The 18,153-nt window shown below is 72.3% G+C and carries 17 protein-coding genes; 13 read left to right on the top strand and 4 right to left on the bottom strand.

From position 1 onward, the window contains the following. The first annotated feature begins 1 nt into the window (after position 1). The 4 genes from ACNAYW_RS09535 (at position 2) to pheT (ending at position 5,431) form a co-directional block, all read left to right on the top strand. Complete coding sequence (locus tag ACNAYW_RS09535; RefSeq protein WP_415849466.1) at positions 2-1,351, top strand: acyltransferase family protein; 1,350 nt, start codon at positions 2-4, stop codon at positions 1,349-1,351. Further along, complete coding sequence (locus tag ACNAYW_RS09530; RefSeq protein ID WP_415849465.1) at positions 1,348-1,752, top strand: MmcQ/YjbR family DNA-binding protein; 405 nt, start codon at positions 1,348-1,350, stop codon at positions 1,750-1,752. Before ACNAYW_RS09535 ends, ACNAYW_RS09530 begins: the two co-directional genes overlap by 4 nt. Before the next feature lie 103 nt (positions 1,753-1,855). Further along, positions 1,856-2,911, top strand: coding sequence for a phenylalanine--tRNA ligase subunit alpha (gene pheS / locus ACNAYW_RS09525; protein WP_068626366.1), 1,056 nt, complete (start codon positions 1,856-1,858; stop codon positions 2,909-2,911). A gap of 51 nt (positions 2,912-2,962) precedes the next feature. After that, the gene (gene pheT / locus ACNAYW_RS09520) at positions 2,963-5,431 is read left to right on the top strand and encodes a phenylalanine--tRNA ligase subunit beta (RefSeq protein WP_415849464.1); all 2,469 of its coding nucleotides are present in this window, start codon (positions 2,963-2,965) and stop codon (positions 5,429-5,431) included. Positions 5,432-5,497: 66 nt separating this feature from the next. Here pheT and ACNAYW_RS09515 read toward each other — a convergent pair whose 3' ends face one another. Next, positions 5,498-7,330, bottom strand: coding sequence for a flavin-containing monooxygenase (locus ACNAYW_RS09515; RefSeq protein WP_415849463.1), 1,833 nt, complete (start codon positions 7,328-7,330; stop codon positions 5,498-5,500). Between the two features lie 139 nt (positions 7,331-7,469). Here ACNAYW_RS09515 and ACNAYW_RS09510 point away from each other — a divergent pair, with 139 nt between their 5' ends. From ACNAYW_RS09510 to ACNAYW_RS09495, 4 genes are all read left to right on the top strand, one after another. Beyond that, the gene (locus ACNAYW_RS09510; protein WP_415849462.1) at positions 7,470-8,672 is read left to right on the top strand and encodes a helix-turn-helix domain-containing protein; all 1,203 of its coding nucleotides are present in this window, start codon (positions 7,470-7,472) and stop codon (positions 8,670-8,672) included. Positions 8,673-8,763: 91 nt separating this feature from the next. Continuing rightward, entirely contained in the window at positions 8,764-9,534 is a 771-nt protein-coding gene (locus tag ACNAYW_RS09505) for an acetoin reductase (protein WP_415849461.1), read from the top strand. Between the two features lie 22 nt (positions 9,535-9,556). Then, a complete protein-coding gene (locus tag ACNAYW_RS09500; protein ID WP_415849460.1) occupies positions 9,557-10,750 on the top strand; it encodes a GAF domain-containing protein in 1,194 nt (397 codons plus the stop codon). 27 nt (positions 10,751-10,777) lie between these two features. Continuing rightward, positions 10,778-11,437: a PIG-L deacetylase family protein gene (locus tag ACNAYW_RS09495; protein ID WP_415849459.1), complete on the top strand. Its 660-nt coding sequence runs from the start codon at positions 10,778-10,780 to the stop codon at positions 11,435-11,437. On the opposite strand, the gene ACNAYW_RS09490 is transcribed toward ACNAYW_RS09495, so the two are convergent. Together ACNAYW_RS09490 and ACNAYW_RS09485 are read right to left on the bottom strand one after the other, a co-directional pair. Next, positions 11,434-12,210, bottom strand: coding sequence for an enoyl-CoA hydratase/isomerase family protein (locus ACNAYW_RS09490; RefSeq protein ID WP_415849458.1), 777 nt, complete (start codon positions 12,208-12,210; stop codon positions 11,434-11,436). The two genes, ACNAYW_RS09495 and ACNAYW_RS09490, sit on opposite strands and share 4 nt — an antisense overlap. Next, entirely contained in the window at positions 12,207-13,106 is a 900-nt protein-coding gene (locus tag ACNAYW_RS09485) for a DUF2236 domain-containing protein (protein ID WP_415849457.1), read from the bottom strand. Before ACNAYW_RS09485 ends, ACNAYW_RS09490 begins: the two co-directional genes overlap by 4 nt. Positions 13,107-13,196: 90 nt before the next feature. Here ACNAYW_RS09485 and ACNAYW_RS09480 point away from each other — a divergent pair, with 90 nt between their 5' ends. Next, complete coding sequence (locus ACNAYW_RS09480; RefSeq protein WP_415849456.1) at positions 13,197-13,802, top strand: TetR/AcrR family transcriptional regulator; 606 nt, start codon at positions 13,197-13,199, stop codon at positions 13,800-13,802. A gap of 45 nt (positions 13,803-13,847) precedes the next feature. Beyond that, on the top strand, positions 13,848-14,633 hold the full coding sequence (locus ACNAYW_RS09475; RefSeq protein WP_415849455.1) for an enoyl-CoA hydratase/isomerase family protein: 786 nt from the start codon (positions 13,848-13,850) through the stop codon (positions 14,631-14,633). 9 nt (positions 14,634-14,642) lie between these two features. Here the strand turns inward: ACNAYW_RS09475 and ACNAYW_RS09470 are convergent, their stop codons facing one another. Next, positions 14,643-14,867 carry a hypothetical protein gene (locus ACNAYW_RS09470; RefSeq protein ID WP_068520430.1) on the bottom strand — a complete coding sequence of 75 codons (225 nt, stop codon included), beginning with the start codon at positions 14,865-14,867 and terminating at the stop codon, positions 14,643-14,645. A gap of 153 nt (positions 14,868-15,020) precedes the next feature. Between ACNAYW_RS09470 and argC the strand changes: the two genes are divergently transcribed. Genes argC through argB form a run of 3 tightly spaced genes read left to right on the top strand, consistent with a single transcriptional unit; the run spans position 15,021 to position 18,153 of the window. After that, positions 15,021-16,055 carry an N-acetyl-gamma-glutamyl-phosphate reductase gene (argC, locus tag ACNAYW_RS09465; RefSeq protein ID WP_415849454.1) on the top strand — a complete coding sequence of 345 codons (1,035 nt, stop codon included), beginning with the start codon at positions 15,021-15,023 and terminating at the stop codon, positions 16,053-16,055. Further along, positions 16,052-17,251, top strand: coding sequence for a bifunctional glutamate N-acetyltransferase/amino-acid acetyltransferase ArgJ (argJ, locus tag ACNAYW_RS09460; protein WP_415849453.1), 1,200 nt, complete (start codon positions 16,052-16,054; stop codon positions 17,249-17,251). The genes argC and argJ overlap by 4 nt, the downstream gene beginning before the upstream one ends. Further along, entirely contained in the window at positions 17,248-18,153 is a 906-nt protein-coding gene (gene argB / locus ACNAYW_RS09455; RefSeq protein WP_415849452.1) for an acetylglutamate kinase, read from the top strand. The genes argJ and argB overlap by 4 nt, the downstream gene beginning before the upstream one ends.

Here is an 18,153-nt window from a genome sequence, read left to right as displayed (position 1 = left end):
CATGGTGACCATGAGATTCCTGCCCGCCCGCGCCGCCGTCCTGGACGGCACCCCGGACGGCCGCGACCGCGCGATCGACGTCGCCCGCCTCGCGAGCCTCCTCGTCGTCATGTTCGGCCACTGCGTGCTCCTGCTCGCCACGATCACCCCGTCGGGCGTGTGGGTGGGCAACACTCTCGGCGCGCAACCCGCGCTGCAGCCGATCACCTGGGTGCTGCAGGTCATGCCCCTCTTCTTCCTCGCCGGCGCGGCGTCGTCGGCCTACGGGCTGAAGCCGGGAACGCCGTGGGGCGGGTGGCTCCTCGCCCGGGCGCAGCGGCTGGCCCGGCCCGTGTTCTGGTACCTCGCCTTCTGGACGCTCGCGCTGGGCGCGACGCGGATGCTGCTGGGGGAGTCGAGCGCCGCGCGCCTCGGCGGCGAATCCGTCGCGCTGCTCTGGTTCATCGGCGTGTACCTGCTGGTCCTGGCCTTCGTGCCCGCCCTGATGCGCTTCCGCGCTGCGGGGCTCGCCGGGATCGTGGTCGCGCTGCTCGCCGTGTCCGCGGTGGCCGACGGTGCGCGGCTCGCCACCGGCGCCATCGAGTGGGGCTTCCCGAACTTCCTGATCGTGTGGCTGATCCCCGTCGTCGTCGGGGTCGCCTACGCGCGGCGGATGATCCCGGTGTGGTTCGCGCTCGGCGTCGCGGCGCTCGCCTTCGCCGGGGCGGTGGCGGCGGTCGTCGTCGGCCCCTACGACGTGCCGCTCGTCGTGACCGGCGCCGAGACCTTCTCGAACACCACGCCGCCCACGTTCCTGCTCGGCCTGCACTGCGTGTGGGTGAGCCTGCTGTTCGTCGCGGTGGCTCCGGCCATCGGCCGCTGGGCCCGGAGCCCGCGGGTCTGGTACCCGGTGGCGGTGGGCAACGGCGGCGCGATGACGCTCTACCTCTGGCACATCCCCGCTATCGCCGTCGCGGCCTTCGCGCTGCACGCGGCGGGGATCGACGCGGTCGACCCGGCCCAGTCGGGGTTCTGGGGGCTCATGGCACTGCGCGCCGCGGTCTTCGCGGCGGTGATGTTCGCGCTGTTCGTCCTGCTCTCGCCGCTCGAGCACCGGCGCCTGCCCTGGTGGGACGCACGGGTGACGGCCCGCGGCGCACGGGGCGCCCTCGCCGGCGGTCTCGTGTGCGGCGCCGGGGTGGCGGTGCTGCTCATGGCGAAGGAGGGCCTCGGCTCGTCGGCGGGATGGTGGGCTCTCGGGTTGTTCGTCATCGCCCTTGTCGCCGCGCGATCGGTCGCTGGAACCGCGGTCGTTTCGTCGCCGCTTCCGGAGGAGAACGACCGCACTCGCGGCGTAGCATCGCCGTCATGACGAGGCCGGCGCGGATCGAGGACGTGGCCGCGATCGCGCTCGCCCTGCCCCGGGTCGTCGAGGTCGCGGCGTGGGGTGGTCGCCCGGCCTGGCAGGTGAGCAAGAAGGTCTTCTGCGGCAATCGGTCGCCCCGGCCCGACGCGGTCGATGCCGACGGCGTTCGCCTCGACGACGTGATCCTGATCCGTACGCCCGACGAATCCGACAAGCTCGCGCTGGTCCAGGCGGACGGGCCGTTCTTCACCACACCGCACTTCGACGGCTACAACGCCGTCCTGATCCGCGCCTCCCGGCTCCACGAGGTCACCCGGGACGAGCTGGCGGAGGTCATCGAGGACGGGTGGTGTGCCTGTGCTCCGAAGACGGTCGTGCGAGCGTGGCTCGCAGGGCGTGGCGGCTGATCGCACGCCGCGCGCGTACCAGCGGTAATGCGATTCCGTCCGCGGAACGCCGTCGACTAGTCTGGTCGGGTACCGTCCCACCCTCACCGAGGAGCCCAGAGCAGTGTCGGAAGACCAGATCGCCCCTGTCGACGACCTCAGCGAAGCCGCGCTCGACGCCTTCGCCGACGAGGCCGCGCGGGCGTTCGACGCCGCGTCCGACCTCGAGGCCCTGAACGCGGCCCGGCTCGCGCACCTGGGGGAGAAGTCTCCACTCGCGCTCAGCAAGCGCGCCCTCGGCTCCATCCCGAAGGAGGAGCGCAAGGACGCCGGCAAGCGGGTGAACGTCGCGCAGGGCCGCGCCCGCGCCGCCTACGAGCAGCGCAAGACCGTGCTCGACGCCGAGCGCGACGCGGCGGTGCTGGTCTCCGAGTCGATCGACGTGACGTTGCCGTCCGCCCGCGCGCCGCAGGGCGCGCGGCACCCCGTCAGCATCATCGCCGACGAGGTGGCCGACTTTTTCGTGGGCATCGGCTGGGAGATCGCCGAGGGGCCCGAGGTCGAGACCGAGCACTTCAACTTCGACGCGCTCAACTTCCTGCCGGACCATCCGGCCCGCTCCATGCAGGACACCTTCTACGTCGCGCCCGAGGGCTCGCGCCAGGTGCTGCGCACCCACACCTCCCCGGTGCAGGTGCGCTCGATGCTCACCCGCGACGTGCCGATCTACGTGGCCTGCCCCGGCCGCACCTTCCGCACCGACGAGCTGGACGCCACGCACACCCCGGTGTTCAGCCAGGTCGAGGGCCTCGCGGTCGACAAGGGCCTGACGATGGCGCACCTGCGCGGCACTCTCGAGGCCTTCGCCAAGGCGATGTTCGGCCCCGAGACCACCACCCGCATGCGGCCGAACTACTTCCCGTTCACGGAGCCGTCGGCCGAGGTCGACGTGTGGTTCCCGAACAAGAAGGGAGGCGCCGGCTGGATCGAGTGGGGCGGCTGCGGCATGGTCAACCCGAACGTGCTGCGCGCCTGCGGCATCGACCCCGAGGAGTACTCGGGCTTCGCCTTCGGCATGGGGCTCGAGCGCACCCTTCAGTTCCGCACCGGCCTCTCGGACATGCGTGACATCGTCGAGGGCGACGTCCGCTTCACCCTGCCCTTCGGCGTCCGCGGCTGACGCCGGCGCACCCCAGCACCGCAGAATTCACCCAGGAGAAGGACTTCCACCGTGCGCGTTGCACAGTCATGGCTCACCGAGATCCTCCGCCGCGACACCCCGGACTGGGGCGTCACGGCCGACGAGCTGGACGCCGGGTTCGTGCGCGTCGGCTTCGAGGTCGAGGAGGTCGACTCGCTCGACACCGTGACCGGCCCGCTGAAGATCGGCCGCGTCGCGCACATCGAGGAGCTCACGAACTTCCGCAAGCCCATCCGGTTCTGCCAGGTCGACGTCGGCGAGGCCGAGCCCCGCGGCATCGTGTGCGGCGCCCGGAACTTCGCCGAGGGCGACCTCATCGTGGCGGCCCTGCCCGGCGCGGTGCTGCCCGGCGGCTTCGAGATCGCCACCCGGAAGACGTACGACCACATCTCCGACGGCATGATCTGCTCGGTCTCGGAGCTCGGACTCGGCACCGATCACTCCGGCATCCTGGTGCTGCCGGCGGGCACCGCCGAGCCCGGCGCCGACGCCAAGCCGGTCCTCGGCATGGACGACACCGTCATCGAGCTCAACGTGACGCCCGACCGCGGGTACGCCTTCTCGGTGCGCGGCCTCGCCCGCGAACTGGCGTGCGGCTACGACCTGCCCTTCACCGACATCACCACGCCGTTGCCCGAGCAGGGGACGGGCGCCGGGGGCGTCGACGTCACCGTCGAGCCCGAGTCCGGCTGCACCCGCTTCACCGCGCTGCGCGTCGAGGGCATCGACCCGAAGGCTGTGAGCCCGTGGTGGCTGCAGCGCCGCCTCCTCACGTCCGGCGTGCGCCCGATCAGCGCGGCGGTCGACGTGACCAACTACCTCATGCTGCTCAGCGGCCAGCCGCTGCACGCCTTCGACGCCGACCTCGTGCGGGGCGGTCTGACGGTGCGCGCCGCGCGCGCCGGCGAGACCATCGAGACCCTCGACCACGTCGAGCGGAAGCTCGACCCCGAGGACGCGGTCATCGTCGACGAGACCGGTCCGGTGTCGCTCGCGGGCGTCATGGGCGGCGCGACCACCGAGGTCGGCGACGAGACCGTCAACGTGATCCTCGAGGGCGCGATCTGGAACCCGGTCAAGGTGTTCCGCACCGGCAAGCGGCACAAGCTCAGCTCGGACGCGGCCAAGCGCTACGAGCGCACCGTCGACCCCGCCATCTCCGTGTGGACGGTCCGGGAGGCGGCGCGCCTGCTCACCGAGATCGCCGGCGGCACCGTCGTCGGTGAGATCACCGACCTCGGTGGCTACTCCGAGCGCCCGCAGGTGACCATCGCCGCGGACCGCCCGGACCGCGTCGCGGGCATCACGTACGCCCCGGGCACGACGGTCCGCCGCCTCACCCAGATCGGGTGTGCCGTACAGGGGGAGAGCAGCCTGACGGTGACCCCGCCGACGTGGCGTCCCGACCTGAATATGGTGGCCGACCTCGTCGAGGAGGTGCTGCGGCTCGAGGGCCTCGAGCAGATCCCGCCGGTGCTGCCCGCCGCCCCCGGCGGCCGGGGCCTCAGCGCCCGGCAGCGTCGCCGCCGCACCGTGAGCCGCTCGCTCGCGCACGCCGGTCACGTCGAGGTGCTCACCAGCCCGTTCCTGCCCGCCGGCGTCTTCGACACCTGGGGCCTGGAGGCCGACGACCCGCGCCGGAACACCACGAAGGTGCTCAACCCGCTCGAGTCGGACCGCCCGTCGCTCGCCACCACGCTGCTGCCCGGCTTGCTGGAGATCCTGGCGCGCAACGTCTCCCGCGGCCAGCGCGACCTCGCGCTGTACACGATCGCCCAGGTCGTGCTGCCGTCGGAGTCGACGGTCGCCGTCGACCCGATCCCCGTCGACCGCCGCCCGACCGCGGAGCAGATCGACGAGCTCAACGCGTCGCTGCCGAGCCAGCCCGAGCACATCGCCGTCGTCCTCGCCGGCCGGCGCACCCCCGCCGGGCCGTGGGGCGAGGGCCGCGCCGCGGACGCGGCGGACGCCTTCGAGGCCGTGCGCGAGATCGGTCGCGCGAGCAACATCGAGCTCACGCTCCGGGCGGCGCAGTTCGCGCCGTTCCATCCGGGCCGCTGCGCCGAGGTCCTGGCCGGCGACGTGGTGATCGGCCACGCCGGTGAGCTGCACCCCGCGGTGCTCGAGCGCGCCGGGCTCCCGGCCCGCACCTGCGCCGTCGAGCTCGACCTCGACGCCGTCCCGCTGGTGGAGAACCTGCCCGCGCCCGTGGTCTCGCCGTTCCCGGCGGTGCTGCAGGACGTGGCGGTCGTCGTCGACGCCGCCGTCCCCGCGGAGGCCGTCCGGGCCGCCCTGGCCGACGGTGCGGGCGAGCTCCTCGAGGCGATCTCGCTGTTCGACGTCTTCACGGGCGCGCAGGTGGGCGAGGGCCGCAAGTCCATGGCGTTCTCGCTGCGCTTCCGCGCGGGCGATCGCACGCTGACCGAGGACGAGGCATCCGCCGCCCGGGACGCCGCAGTGGCGAAGGCGTCGGCGATGGTCGGCGCCGTCCTGCGCTAGTTCCTGACATGGAGCCGGCCCCGTCGACCGAGAAACAGGTCGACGGGGCCGGAGTCTATGGAGTGACTAGCTGGTGTGATGCACCTCGGCCAACTTGTACACGGGCGTGTCGATGCCCTCGTAGCGGGCCTTGAGCTGCAGCGCCAGGTACAGCGAGTAGTGCCGCGACTGGTGCAGGTTGCCGCCCATCATCCAGAGGCCGGGCACCTGCGTGGGCTTCCACATGTTGCGCTGCTCGCCCTCCCACGGGCCCGGGTCCTTGGTGGTCTCGGAGCCGAGGCCCCAGCACTTGCCCAGCACGTCGGCGGTCTCCTGGCCCATGAGGTCGGCGGCCCAGCCGTTCATCGAGCCGTAGCCGGTCGCGTAGACCACCAGGTCGGCGGGCAGGACGGTGCCGTCCTTGAGCACCACCGCGTCCTCGGTCAGGTGATCGACGCCGCCCTTGGCCAGCTTGATCGAGCCGTCGATGATGAGCCCGGCGGCGCCGACGTCGATGTAGTAGCCCGAGCCGCGGCGCAGGTACTTCATGAACAGGCCGGAATCGTCGTCGCCGAAGTCGAGCTCGTAGCCGGCGTCCTCGAGGCCCTTGTAGAAGTCGGCGTCGATCTCGCGGACCTTGTCGTAGATCGGCTTCTGGAACTCGTTCATGATCTTGTAGGGCAGCGAGGCGAAGATCATGTCCGCCTTGTCGGTGGTCACGCCGTTGGCCAGGGCGCGCTCGCTGTACAGATCGCCCAGGCCGTGCTCCATGAGCGACTCGGACTTGATGATGTGCGTCGAGCTGCGCTGCACCATGGTCACCTCGGCGCCGGCCTCGATGAGCGCCTTGCTGATGTCGAGCGCCGAGTTGTTCGCGCCGATGATGACGACCTTCTTGCCCGCGTAGGCGTCCGGTCCCGGGTGCTTCGACGAGTGATGCTGCTCGCCGGCGAAGACGTCCATGCCGGGGAAGTCCGGGATGTTCGGCTTGCCCGACATGCCGGTCGCGAGCACGAGCTGCTTGGGGTGCAGCGTCAGGCGCTCGCCGTCCTTGTTCACCTCGACGGTCCACTCGCCCTTGGCCTCGTCGTACGACGCGGACAGCGCCTCGGTGCGCGACCAGTACGGCACCTCCATGACGCGGGTGTACATCTCCAGCCAGTCGCCGATCTTGTCCTTCGGGGCGAAGACGGGCCAATTGGCGGGGAAGGGCAGGTACGGCAGGTGGTCGTACCAGACGGGGTCGTGCAGGCACAGCGACTTGTAGCGGCCGCGCCACTGGTCGCCGGGGCGGTCGTACTTGTCGACCACCAGCGCCGGCACGCCGAGCTGCCGCAGCCGCGCGCCGAGCGCGATGCCGCCCTGGCCGCCGCCGATGACCAGGGTGTCCGGCTGGACCGAGCGACCGAGCTCGGCCTCCTCCTGCTCGCGGCGCTCGGCCCATGTCGGCGCGGCGTTGTGCGCGCCGTGCACCGCGCCCATGGGGCGGTTGGTGCCGAAGGACTCCTCGTGGCCCTTGAGCTCACGCAGCGTGGTCAGCAGCGTCCACGCCCGGTCGACGCCGTCGTCGCCCTGCCGGATGCGCAGGTGGCCCTTGCCCCGGCCCACGCCGGTTTCGAAGCCGATGAAGGCCTCGGCGACGTCGTCGCCCGACGCGGGGTCGGTGGTGGCGAAGCCGCTCGGGGCCGTGCCGTCCAGCCGCTCGGTGAGCATCGCGGCGATCTGGTCGCGACCCTCGCTGGTGTGCAGGTTCCAGGTGAACGACACCAGGTCGCGCCAGAAGCCGCCGGGCTCGAACAGGTCCGCCGCCGCGGCGACGTCGCCCGCGGCCAGCGCGGCCTCGAACTTCGCGAGCCAGGCGTCGACCCGCTCCTGGGGGCCGGTGGCGACGTCCGGTGTCGATTCCGCGATCGCGGTCATGTCCTACTCCTTCACGTTCTGTGTGGTGCTGTGGTGTGAATCACACGCCTTGTGTGACGGGGGTTACAAGGGTTGCGTCCCGTTGCACCGTTCTGGGCGATCGCCCCTGCTGCGATGAGCGGCGATGCAGAATCGAGGGGTGGCACACGCAGTGGAGCCGGCGGTGGCGCACGGAGAGGACCCCCGGACCTACGCGCGCCTGCTGGCCGAGGTGTACGACGCGACGATGTCCGGGGAGCGGCCGCCCGCGCGGCCGCGCGAGGTGATCGGCGACTCCTGGGAGCGCGTCCTCGCCGCAGGTCTGCGTCCCGATGCGGGTGCCGCTCCCGCGATCCACTCCGCCGATCTGGCCCGGCTGCGCCGCGAGTCCGGCCTGGCGGGGCTCATCGACGACTTCACCGCCGGTCTGGCCCCGATCACGGACGCGGGGTCGAGCATCCTCGTCGTCTCGGACGCCGAAGGTCGACTGCTGTGGCGCAGCGGTTCGACGCGGGTGCTCCGCGAGGCCGACCGGCTCGGCTTCGTCGAGGGCGCCGCCTGGTCGGAGAACGACGTGGGGACGAACGCGATCGGCACCGCGCTGGCCTCGCGCGCCGCGGTCCAGACCTTCTCGGCGGAGCACTTCGCCCGCAACCAGCACCCGTGGACCTGCTCGGCCGCGCCGATCCGGGATCGCCGCACCGGTCGGGTGCTCGGGGTGGTCGACGTCAGCGGCCCCGCCTCGACTGTGCATCCGACCACGCTGGCGCTCGTCGCCGCCGTCGCGAGCCTCGCCGAGGCGACGCTGCGCGAGGCCCATCTCGCCGGGCTCGACCAGCTGCGCACCGTCGCGGCCCCGCTCCTCGCGGGCCTCGCCGGGCCCGGCCTCGTCGTCGACTCCCACGGCTGGGTCGCCGCGGTGGGACAGCTCGCGCCGTGCACCCGGGTCACCCTCCCGAGCGCCGTCGACTCGGCGCACCTGTGGCTCCCGGAGCTCGGGCAGTGCACCGTCGAACCGCTGCCCGGTGGATGGCTGCTGCGGCCCGTTGCCGACGAGCCCCGCGAGGGCGCCACGCGCGTGACGCTCGACCTGCGTGCCGGACGGAGCCCGTCGGTGACCGTCGCCGGGGCCACGGGCGAGTGGCGGCACCAGCTCACGCCCCGGCACGCGCAGATCCTCGAGCTGCTCGCCGATGGTCGGGGACACACCGCCGCGCAGGTCGCACAGTCGTTGTTCGGCGACCCGGCGCGCGTGGTCACCGTCCGCGCCGAGATCTCGCGGCTGCGGCGGGTGCTCTCCGGGCTCATCGCCGCCCAGCCGTACCGCTTCGCGGACGCCGCGATCGTCGAGACCTTGCGCTGATCCGGCGTACGGCCGCAACCCCGCGCAACCTTTGCCGCGTGTGTCCCCGGTCACATAGACTGGGGTGAGCACGCCGACGAAGGGACGCACGATGGCACGCATCGCACTGGTGACGGGAGCGGGACGAGGGATCGGCGCGGGCATCGCGCGCAGGCTCGCCGCCGATGGTTTCGACCTGGCACTGGTCGACCTGACGGCCGACGGCGTCGAGGCCGTCGCGGAGGAGATCAGGGCTACGGGCCGTCGCGCCGTCGCGCTCACCGCCGACGTCTCCCAGCGCGACGCCGTCTTCGGCGTCCTCGCGGCCGCCGTCGATGCGCTGGGCGGCCTCGACGTGATGGTCAACAACGCCGGCGTGGCACTCGTCGGGCCGGTCGCGGACGTGACACCCGACGAGCTGCGGCGGCTGTTCTCCGTGAACGTCGACGGCGTGCTCTGGGGCATCCAGGCGGCGGCGGCCTCCTTCATCGAGCGCGGCGTGCGCGGCAAGATCGTCAACGCCGCGTCGATCGCCGGGCACGAGGGCTTCGCGATGCTCGGCGCGTACAGCGCCACCAAGTTCGCGGTCCGCGGCTTCACCCAGGCGGCCGCGAAGGAGTACGCGACGCACGGCATCACGGTGAACGCCTACTGCCCAGGCGTGGTGGGCACCGACATGTGGGTGGAGATCGACCGCCGGTTCGCCGAGCTCACGGGCGCCGAGGTCGGCGCGACCTACGACCGGTTCGTCGGCGGTATCGCGCTCGGCCGGGCGCAGACCCCGGAGGACGTCGCGGCCTTCGTCTCCCACCTCGCCTCGCCCGACTCCGACTACATGACGGGCCAGGCCGTTCTCATCGACGGCGGCCTGGTCTACCGCTGATCCGGTGCGGAAGGGGACGGGGATGACGGAACCGGCGATGTCGGCGGGCGAGGATCCGCGGCGCTACGCGCGCCTCCTCTCGCAGGTGTACGACGCGACCATGAGCGGCTCGCGGCCGCCGGCGCGGCCGCGGGGCGTGATCGGCGACTCCTGGGACCGGGTGCGCGCGGCGGGGCTGGCCCCCGACACCGACCCGGGTCCCGCGCTCGGCTGGGTGGACGTCGAGCTCGGCCGGCAGGAGTCCGGGCTCGGTCTGGTGCTCGACGAGCTCACGGCGGGCCTGGCGCCGCTCACCGCCGACGGCGACAACATCCTCGTCGTCGCGGACCGGTTCGGGCGGGTGCTGTGGCGTTCGGGCTCGACCCGCGTGCTCGCGCACGCGGACCGGCTCGGCTTCGTCGAGGGCGCGGGCTGGGCCGAGGACCAGGTGGGAACGAACGCCATCGGCACGGCGATCGCCTCCCGCACGCCGGTGCAGATCTTCTCCGCCGAGCACTTCGCCCGCAGCCACCACGCCTGGACCTGCGCCGGGGCGCCGATCCGCGATGTGCACACGGGCCGCATCCTCGGGGTGGTCGACGTCTCGGGGCCCGCCGCGACGGTGCATCCGACGACCCTCGCGCTGGTCTCGACCGTGGCCAAGCTCGCCGAATCGCGGCTGCGCGAGGCGCATCTCGCCGGTTTGGAGCGGCTGCGTTCCGTCGCCGCCCCGATGCTGGCGGGTCTCGGCCGCCCCGCGCTCGCCGTGGACGTCAACGGCTGGGTGGCCGCGGTCGGCGACCTGTCGCCGCGATCGCGTGTCACGCTGCCCGCCGATCTGGCCGGTCCCTCGGTCCGGCTCCCCGAGCTGGGGCTGTGCACCGTCGACCCGCTGCCCGGCGGGTGGCTGCTGCAACCCGATCCGGCCGACGGGCGGGAGACGATCACCCGGGTGACCCTGGACCTGCGGCCCGGCCGCGCGCCGGAGGTCGCGGTCACGGGCGGCGGGGGAGCGTGGCGGTACCAGCCCTCGCCGCGGCACGCGCAGATCCTCGCCCTCCTCGCCGACGGTGCCGGGCACACGGCCGCGCAGCTCGCCGACGCGCTCTTCGGCGATCCCGGCCGGGTGGTCACCGTGCGCGCCGAGATCTCGCGCCTGCGCCGCGTGCTGTCGGGCGTGATCGCGGCGCAGCCCTACCGGTTCGCCGACGGCGTGTCCGTCGAGTTGCTGCGCTGACGGGCCCCGGCCTCTAGCGTGGAGCCCGTGAGCGAGCCGCAGATCTTCCCCGAGGACTGGACCACAGCACTCGTCCTGGTGGCGCACCCCGACGATCCCGAGTACGGCATGGCGGCGGCCGTCGCCCGCTGGACCTCCCAGGGCAAGACCGTGGCCTACGGCCTTGCGACATCCGGCGAGGCGGGCATCGAGGGCATGACGCCCGGCACCGCCGGGCCGGTCCGCGAGGAGGAGCAACGCCGGTCCGCGGCCGTCGTCGGGGTCGACGAGGTGCGGTTCTGGGGCTACCCCGACTCGGAGGTGACCAACACACCCGAACTGCGGGAGTCGGTCCGCAAGTCGATCGCCCGGTACGCACCGGACATCGTGATCACGCTGTGGGGCGGCCCGGAGTGGGCGCCCGGCGCGCCGAACCAGAGCGACCACATGGAGTTCACCCGGGCGGTCGCCGATGCCACCGCGGAGGCGGGCGTCACCGCGTACCAGACGGCGCCCGAGCCCACGTACATCGTCGACGTCACCGGGTTCACCGAGCGCGCCGTCGAATCGCTCGCGGAGCACCGCCAGTACCTCTCGGTGCTGGACCCGGTCACCCCCGTCATCGAGCAGGCGCGCGCGCAGGTCGGCTCCGCGTGCCTGCCCCGCGGCGAGTACCGGCACACCGTCGGCTTCCGGGACCTTTCTTAGCCCAGCCGCTGCACCGCACGCCGCAGCAGCGGGATCTGCGCGGTCCGCTCCGCCAGCCGCTGCTCGCGCGCGTTCCGCCCGGGCGCCGCTCGCAGCAGCTCCCGGGTCTCCCGCACGGCGACGGCGTCGTGCGCGGTGAGCGCACCGATGAGCGCGGTGAGGGCGTCGTCGACCTCCGCCGCGGGCACGCACTGCTGGACGAGGCCGAGCGCCAGGGCCTCGTCGGCCTCGACGGTGCGCGCGGTCGCGCAGATCTCCAGGGCCCGTGCATAACCCACGGCCTCGACCAGCGGCTTCGTCCCGGCGAGGTCGGGCACCAGGCCGAGCGCGGGCTCCTTCATGCAGAACCGTGCGGTGTCGGCGGCGAGGCGCAGGTCGCAGGCGAGCGCCAGCTGGAAGCCCGCGCCGATCGCGTGGCCCTCGACGACGGCGATCGTGAGGAAGGGGCCGTCGGCGAGCAGCGCGAAGGGCTCCTGGAAGACGCCGATCGCGTGCCGGGCGCCCTCGTCGGACAGGGCGACGACATCCACCAGGTTGCCGGGCTCGCCGGTGCGCGCCGGGTCGAGCAGGCGCAGGTTCAGGCCCGCGGAGAAGGTCCCGCCCGCGCCGCGCACGACGACCACGCGGATGTCGTCGCCGAAGGAGCGGATCGCCGCGGCCATCGTGGTCCACAGGACGGGGTCCTGAGCGTTGCGGATCTCGGGCCGATCGAGGGTGAGGGTGGCGACGGCGCCGTCGACGGTGACGCGGACACCGTTGTCTTCGTGGGTCATGCACGCACTCGTGCACGCGAGCGGTAGCCGTAATCGGCGATGTCGAGCGGTTCGTCGTGCCTGCCGCCGAAATGGTCGACCCAGGAGCGCTGGAGGCGGTGCGGCCGGGCGGCGGTCGAGCCGGCGTAGGCCCGCATCGCGCGGGCGGTGAGGGCGCGTGTCCGCGGAGACGGTGCGTCCAGCCGGTGCGTCGCGCACAGGTGCTCGCCGTAGATGCTGAACAGGACGGGATCGGCGTAGCGGGCCGCGCGGCCGGGGAACCAGCGCTCCCGCCAGTCCGCGGAGAGCTGGTCCACCAGGGCTCGCCCGCCCTCGGTGTAGGCGTACCGGCACTCGTAGGCCTGCGCCCACTCGAGGAACTCCGACCTGCTCTCCGGCACCTCCAAGCCCATCCGGACGCCCACGCCGCGCCAGAACAGGAAGCGGGCCAGGCGCTCGCCGCCGGTGAACAGGTGCAGGCCGAGCTCGTCGGCGATCCGGTCGGGTTCGAGGGCGAGGGAGGCGAGGGTGTAGAGCTTGTCGTCGTCGCTGATCCCGAAGTGGGAGTGGATCGACTCCATGCGGTCGATCGCGGCGCGCCCGGCGGCGGAGCTGTGGCCGTTGCGGAGCATCTCTCCGAAGAAGACGAGCGTGTCGTCGTTGCGGCGGCGGACGTCCTTCATCATGTCGCCGGTGCCCTTGCGGTAGACGATCCGGGCGATGGACGGGAGCGCGACCTGGCGCGCGAAGGCGACGGTGTAGGCCGCGTGCACGAACAGGCCGTCGCCGTACTTGACCTCGAGGCTCAGGTGCGTGAGCTCCTCGTGATCGGCCTCGGGGTCGAGCGCGTCCATCCGGCGGCGCAGCGCCGCCGCGCTGATCAGAGCGTCGGAGGGGGTGGTCGGTGTGGGGTGCATGGCGTCTCCCTGGGCCCGTCGAAAAGTTGGAACTCAGTCGTTCCTGGAATTGACCATGAACTAAGAACGGTTGTGTGTCAAGATTGATCCGTGGACGAGGTGGTGCGGCCCTGGCGGGGAATCAGTGCGGAGGATCGACGGTCCGCGCGGCGGGCGCAGTTGCTCGAGGCGTGTCTGGACGTCGTGGGAGACGCCGGCGTGGAGGCGGTCACGGCGGACGCGGTCGCCAAGCGGGCGGGGTTGTCCAAGCGGTACTTCTACGAGGCCTTCGCGGACCGGGAGCAGATCCTGCTGGCCGCGCTCGACGGGCTGCTGGAGGTGATCCGCGAGCGTGTCACGACGGTGCTCGACGGCGAGGACGATGTCCATCGGCGCATCGGGCGCACCGTCGAGATCCTGGCCCGCATCCTGGCCGAGGACGCCCGCACCGCCCGGCTCTTCGAGGAGGCGCCGCGGGTGGCCGTGCTGGAGCAGCACCGCCACCGCGCGTTCCGGGTCTTCAGCGAGCTGCTGGCTGCGGGGATCTACGCGGACCGGGGCGCGCGGCGCGCGGAGGTGACGTCGTGGTTCGTCGTGGCGGGCACCGTGGAGGTGCTCACCCGCTGGCTCGGCGGCGCAGTCCCGATGGACGAAGCGGAGGTGGTCGCGACGATCGCGGACATGGGTGTACGGCTCAGTGGTCCCGGCGGTCTGTGAGAGTCTGGGCGCGAACGGTTCTCACGGCGGAAGAAGGATCCAGTGGTGGATGGCATCGGCAGCGGCGCGGCGGTGGACGACGCGGGGTTGGGCTTCGACGTCGATGACCGGGGCGTCGCCACGATCACCCTGCAGCGGCCCGACGCCGCGAACGCGCTGAGCCAGCCCCTCGCGGACGCGCTCGTCGAGGTGGTGCGATCGATCGCGGAGAACGACGCCGTGCGCGTGGTCGTGCTGCGCGCCGAGGGACGGTTCTTCTGCGCCGGCGGCGACGTCAAGGCGATGGTCGCCGCCGAGGATCGAGGGGCCATGCTCGATCGCCTCGCCGGCACGATCCACGGCTCGCTCGCCGCTCTGAACGAGGTGGCGGTCCCGGTAGTGGCCGCGATCCAGGGGCCGGTCGCGGGCGGCGGTCTCGGGCTGGTGCTGGCCGCCGATGTCGCGATCGCCTCCGAGTCGGCGCACTTCTCCACGGCGTACGCGGGCGTCGGGCTGAGTCCCGACTGCGGTGTCTCGGCGTTGCTCCCGAAGGCGGTGGGGATGCGGCGCGCGCTCCGGATGCTGCTGCACGGCGAGCGGATCGACGCGCGGACCGCCGCCGCGTGGGAGCTGATCGACCGCGCCGTCCCGGGGGACGTGCTGGAGGCCGAGGTCGCCGCCGCGGTCGAACGGCTCCTCGCGGGCCCGCATCCCGCGCTCGGCGAGGCGCGACGGCTGGTGCGCGCCTCCTACGCCCGTACGTACGGGGAGCAGCTCGACGACGAGCGGCGCACCATCGCGCGCACGGGCGGGACCGATGCGGCTGCGGAACGGCTCGCGCGCTTCGCGTGATCGCGAGCGTCAGCCCAGGTGGAAGGCCTGCGTGATGTGGTTGCCGCGCCGGTGATCGCCGACCAGGCTGGGGCGGCCGCGGCCCATCTTCACCAGCATCGCGCGGTTCTCCACGCGCGGGGCGAAGCCGTCGAGGACACGGTTGACGGTGCCCCGCACGCCGCGCTGGCGACGCGGCAGCGACAGTGGCTGCGTCAGGGCGTCGGGATTCGTGGTCGGAAGGTCGTTGCGCATATCAGGTCTTTCGGGTGCCGGGATCGGTTCGTTACTGCTACCCAGGGTGCCGACGACTCCTGATGGGCGGCTGGGTGGAACCTGTGGGTGTCCGTGGCCGCCGTTCCGAGGATCCAGTGTGAATAGGCTTGCATGATGGTGCATAATCATTGCATGACTGTTTCCGTGGCGATCGCGGGCGCGAGCGGCTACGCCGGGGGAGAGATCCTCCGGCTAATGCTCGGCCACCCGCAGTACCTGTCCGGCGAGCTCACGATCGGCGCGCTCACCGCCGGCGGCAACGCCGGCAGCACGCTCTTCGAGCACCACCCGCACCTGCTGCCGCTCGCCGACCGCGTCCTGCAGGAGACCACCCCGGACACGCTGCGCGGCCACGACGTCGTCTTCCTCGGGCTGCCGCACGGCAAGTCGGCCGAGATCGCCGAGGCGCTGCCCCCGTCGACCCTCATCATCGACTGCGGTGCCGACTACCGGCTCAAGGACGCCGCGGAATGGGAGCACTACTACGGCAGCGCCCACGCCGGCACCTGGCCCTACGGCCTGCCCGAGCTCCCCGGCAACCGGGACGTGCTCGCCGGCGCGTCCCGCATCGCCGTCCCGGGCTGCTACCCGACGGTGTCGACCCTCGCCTTCCTGCCCGCCGTCGCCGCCGGCATCGTCGCGCCCGAGGTCACCGTCGTCGCCGTGAGCGGCACGTCCGGCGCCGGGAAGTCCCTGCGGACCGACCTGCTGGCCTCCGAGGCCATCGGCTCGGCGCGCGCCTACGGCGTGACCACCCACCGGCACACGCCGGAGATCACCCAGAACCTGTCGGCGGCGGCGAATTCGCCCGTCACCGTGTCGTTCACGCCGATCCTCGTGCCCATGGCCCGGGGCATCCTCGCCACCGTCTCCGCCCCGACGACGGTGACCGCCGCGCGGGCGCGGGAGGTCTACGCGGCGGCGTACGCCGACGAGCCCTTCGTGCACCTGCTTCCCGAAGGCCTGCAGCCGCAGACGAAGTCGGTGCTCGGCAGCAACGCCGTGCAGGTGCAGGTGGCCGTCGACGAGCGCGCCGGGCGCCTCATCGCCACCGCCGCGATCGACAACCTCACCAAGGGCACCGGCGGCGCCGCCGTGCAGTCCATGAACCTCGCGCTCGGCTGGCCCGAGACCGCCGGCCTGTCCACCGTAGGAGTCGCACCGTGACCTTCAAACTCGTTCGGAACCAGGGCGTCACGGCGCCGCTGGGATTCAAGGCCGCGGGCATCGCGGCCGGGATCAAGGCGTCCGGCAAGCCCGACCTCGCCCTGGTCTTCAACGAGGGCCCGCACTACGCAGCCGCGGGCGTCTTCACCCGCAACAAGGTCAAGGCCGCCCCGGTGCTCTGGAGCGAGCAGGTGATCAAGGACGGCCACCTGCGCGCGGTGATCCTCAACTCCGGCGGCGCGAACGCCTGCACCGGTCCCGGCGGCTTCCAGGACACCCACACCACGGCCGAGAAGGTCGCGGAGACGCTGAGCCACTGGGGGACCGAGACCGGCGCCGGCGAGGTCGCCGTGTGCTCCACCGGCCTCATCGGCGACCGCCTGCCCATGGACAAGCTGCTCGCCGGCGTCACCGAGATCGTGCACGAGATGGGCGGCGGCATCACCGGCGGCACCGACGCCGCGCACGCCATCATGACCACCGATACCGTGCCCAAGGAGACGGCGCTGCACCACGCGGGCGGCTGGAACGTGGGCGGCATGGCCAAGGGCGCCGGCATGATGGCGCCCTCGCTCGCGACGATGCTCGTCGTGCTCACCACCGACGTGCACGCCACCCCGGAGCAGCTCGACGAGGCCCTGCGGTACGCCACGGGCTACACTTTCGACCGGCTCGACGTGGACGGCGCCACCTCGACCAACGACACCGTGCTCCTGCTGAGCAGCGGCGCCAGCGAGAAGACCTGCACCCAGGAGGAACTCAACGCCGCCGTGCGCGAGGTCTGCGACGACCTCGCCGCCCAGCTGCAGGGCGACGCCGAGGGCGTGACCAAGCGGATCCTCATCACCGTGACCGGCGCGGTCTCCGAGGAGGAGGCGCTCGTCGGCGCCCGCGCCATCGCCCGGGACAGCCTGGTCAAGACCGCGCTGTTCGGCAGCGACCCCAACTGGGGCCGCGTCATGGCCGCGATCGGCATCGCGCCCATCGAGCTGGTGCACGACAAGCTGACCGTCTCCTTCAACGGGCAGCCCATCGCCGAGAACGGCTGCGGCGTACCGGGGGCGCGCGACGTGGACCTCTCCGGACCGGAGATCGACGTCACCGTCGACCTCGGTCTGGGGCGCGGCACCGCGACGATCCGCACCACGGACCTCTCGCACGCCTACGTCGAAGAGAACTCGGCGTACTCCTCATGAGCGCACCCGATCTCACGCCGCTCGACAAGGCGGGCGTGCTCGCCGAGGCGCTACCCTGGCTGCTCGACTTCCACGGCAGGACCGTGGTGGTCAAGTACGGCGGCAACGCCATGGTCGACGCCGAACTCAAAAGCTCCTTCGCCCAGGACATGGTGTTCCTGCGGACCTGCGGCCTGCACCCCGTGGTGGTGCACGGCGGCGGCCCGCAGATCAACGCCATGCTCAAGCGACTCGGCATGGAGGGCGAGTTCCGCGGCGGCTTCCGCGTCACGACGCCCGAGGTGATGGACGTCGTGCGCATGGTGCTGTTCGGGCAGGTCGGGCGCGAGCTCGTGGGCCTGATCAACTCGCACGGCCCGTTCGCCGTCGGCATGTCCGGCGAGGATGCGCACCTGTTCACCGCGACCCGCCGGCAGGTCGTCGTCGACGGTGCGCCGACCGACATCGGTCTCGTCGGCGACGTCTCCGCGGTGAACCCGGAGGCCGTCAACGACCTCATCGCCGCCGGCCGCATCCCCGTGATCTCCACGATCGCGCCGGACGCCGACGGGGTCGTGCACAACATCAACGCCGACACCGCCGCCGCCGCGCTCGCGGAGGCGCTGGGCGCCGAGAAGCTGGTGGTGCTCACCGATGTCGAGGGCCTGTACACGAACTGGCCCGACCGCTCGTCGCTGACCTCCGAGATCGACACGGACGCGCTGACCGCGCTCCTCCCGAACCTCGATTCCGGCATGGTCCCCAAGATGGAGGCGTGCCTGCGAGCCGTGCACGGGGGCGTCCCCACCGCGCACGTCATCGACGGGCGGGTGCCGCACTCCGTGCTCCTCGAACTGTTCACGAGCAAGGGCATCGGCACCATGGTGACCCCGCCGAAATCTTCTTCAGAGACCTGGATCTGA

It is taken from the genome of Tsukamurella ocularis, assembly GCF_965138335.1.
GTDB lineage: Bacteria > Actinomycetota > Actinomycetes > Mycobacteriales > Mycobacteriaceae > Tsukamurella > Tsukamurella ocularis_A.
This window is presented reverse-complemented; position numbering and strand designations above follow the sequence as displayed.

What these genes read in the sequence shown, in the direction of transcription:
- ACNAYW_RS09535 (WP_415849466.1), top strand. Translation starts at nt 2, where the DNA reads ATGGTGACCATGAGATTCCTGCCCGCCCGCGCCGCCGTCCTGGACGGC.
- ACNAYW_RS09530 (WP_415849465.1), top strand. Translation starts at nt 1,348, where the DNA reads ATGACGAGGCCGGCGCGGATCGAGGACGTGGCCGCGATCGCGCTCGCC.
- ACNAYW_RS09515 (WP_415849463.1), bottom strand. Translation starts at nt 7,330, where the DNA reads ATGACCGCGATCGCGGAATCGACACCGGACGTCGCCACCGGCCCCCAG.
- ACNAYW_RS09505 (WP_415849461.1), top strand. Translation starts at nt 8,764, where the DNA reads ATGGCACGCATCGCACTGGTGACGGGAGCGGGACGAGGGATCGGCGCG.
- ACNAYW_RS09500 (WP_415849460.1), top strand. Translation starts at nt 9,557, where the DNA reads ATGACGGAACCGGCGATGTCGGCGGGCGAGGATCCGCGGCGCTACGCG.
- ACNAYW_RS09490 (WP_415849458.1), bottom strand. Translation starts at nt 12,210, where the DNA reads ATGACCCACGAAGACAACGGTGTCCGCGTCACCGTCGACGGCGCCGTC.
- ACNAYW_RS09485 (WP_415849457.1), bottom strand. Translation starts at nt 13,106, where the DNA reads ATGCACCCCACACCGACCACCCCCTCCGACGCTCTGATCAGCGCGGCG.
- ACNAYW_RS09470 (WP_068520430.1), bottom strand. Translation starts at nt 14,867, where the DNA reads ATGCGCAACGACCTTCCGACCACGAATCCCGACGCCCTGACGCAGCCA.
- argC (WP_415849454.1), top strand. Translation starts at nt 15,021, where the DNA reads ATGACTGTTTCCGTGGCGATCGCGGGCGCGAGCGGCTACGCCGGGGGA.
- argB (WP_415849452.1), top strand. Translation starts at nt 17,248, where the DNA reads ATGAGCGCACCCGATCTCACGCCGCTCGACAAGGCGGGCGTGCTCGCC.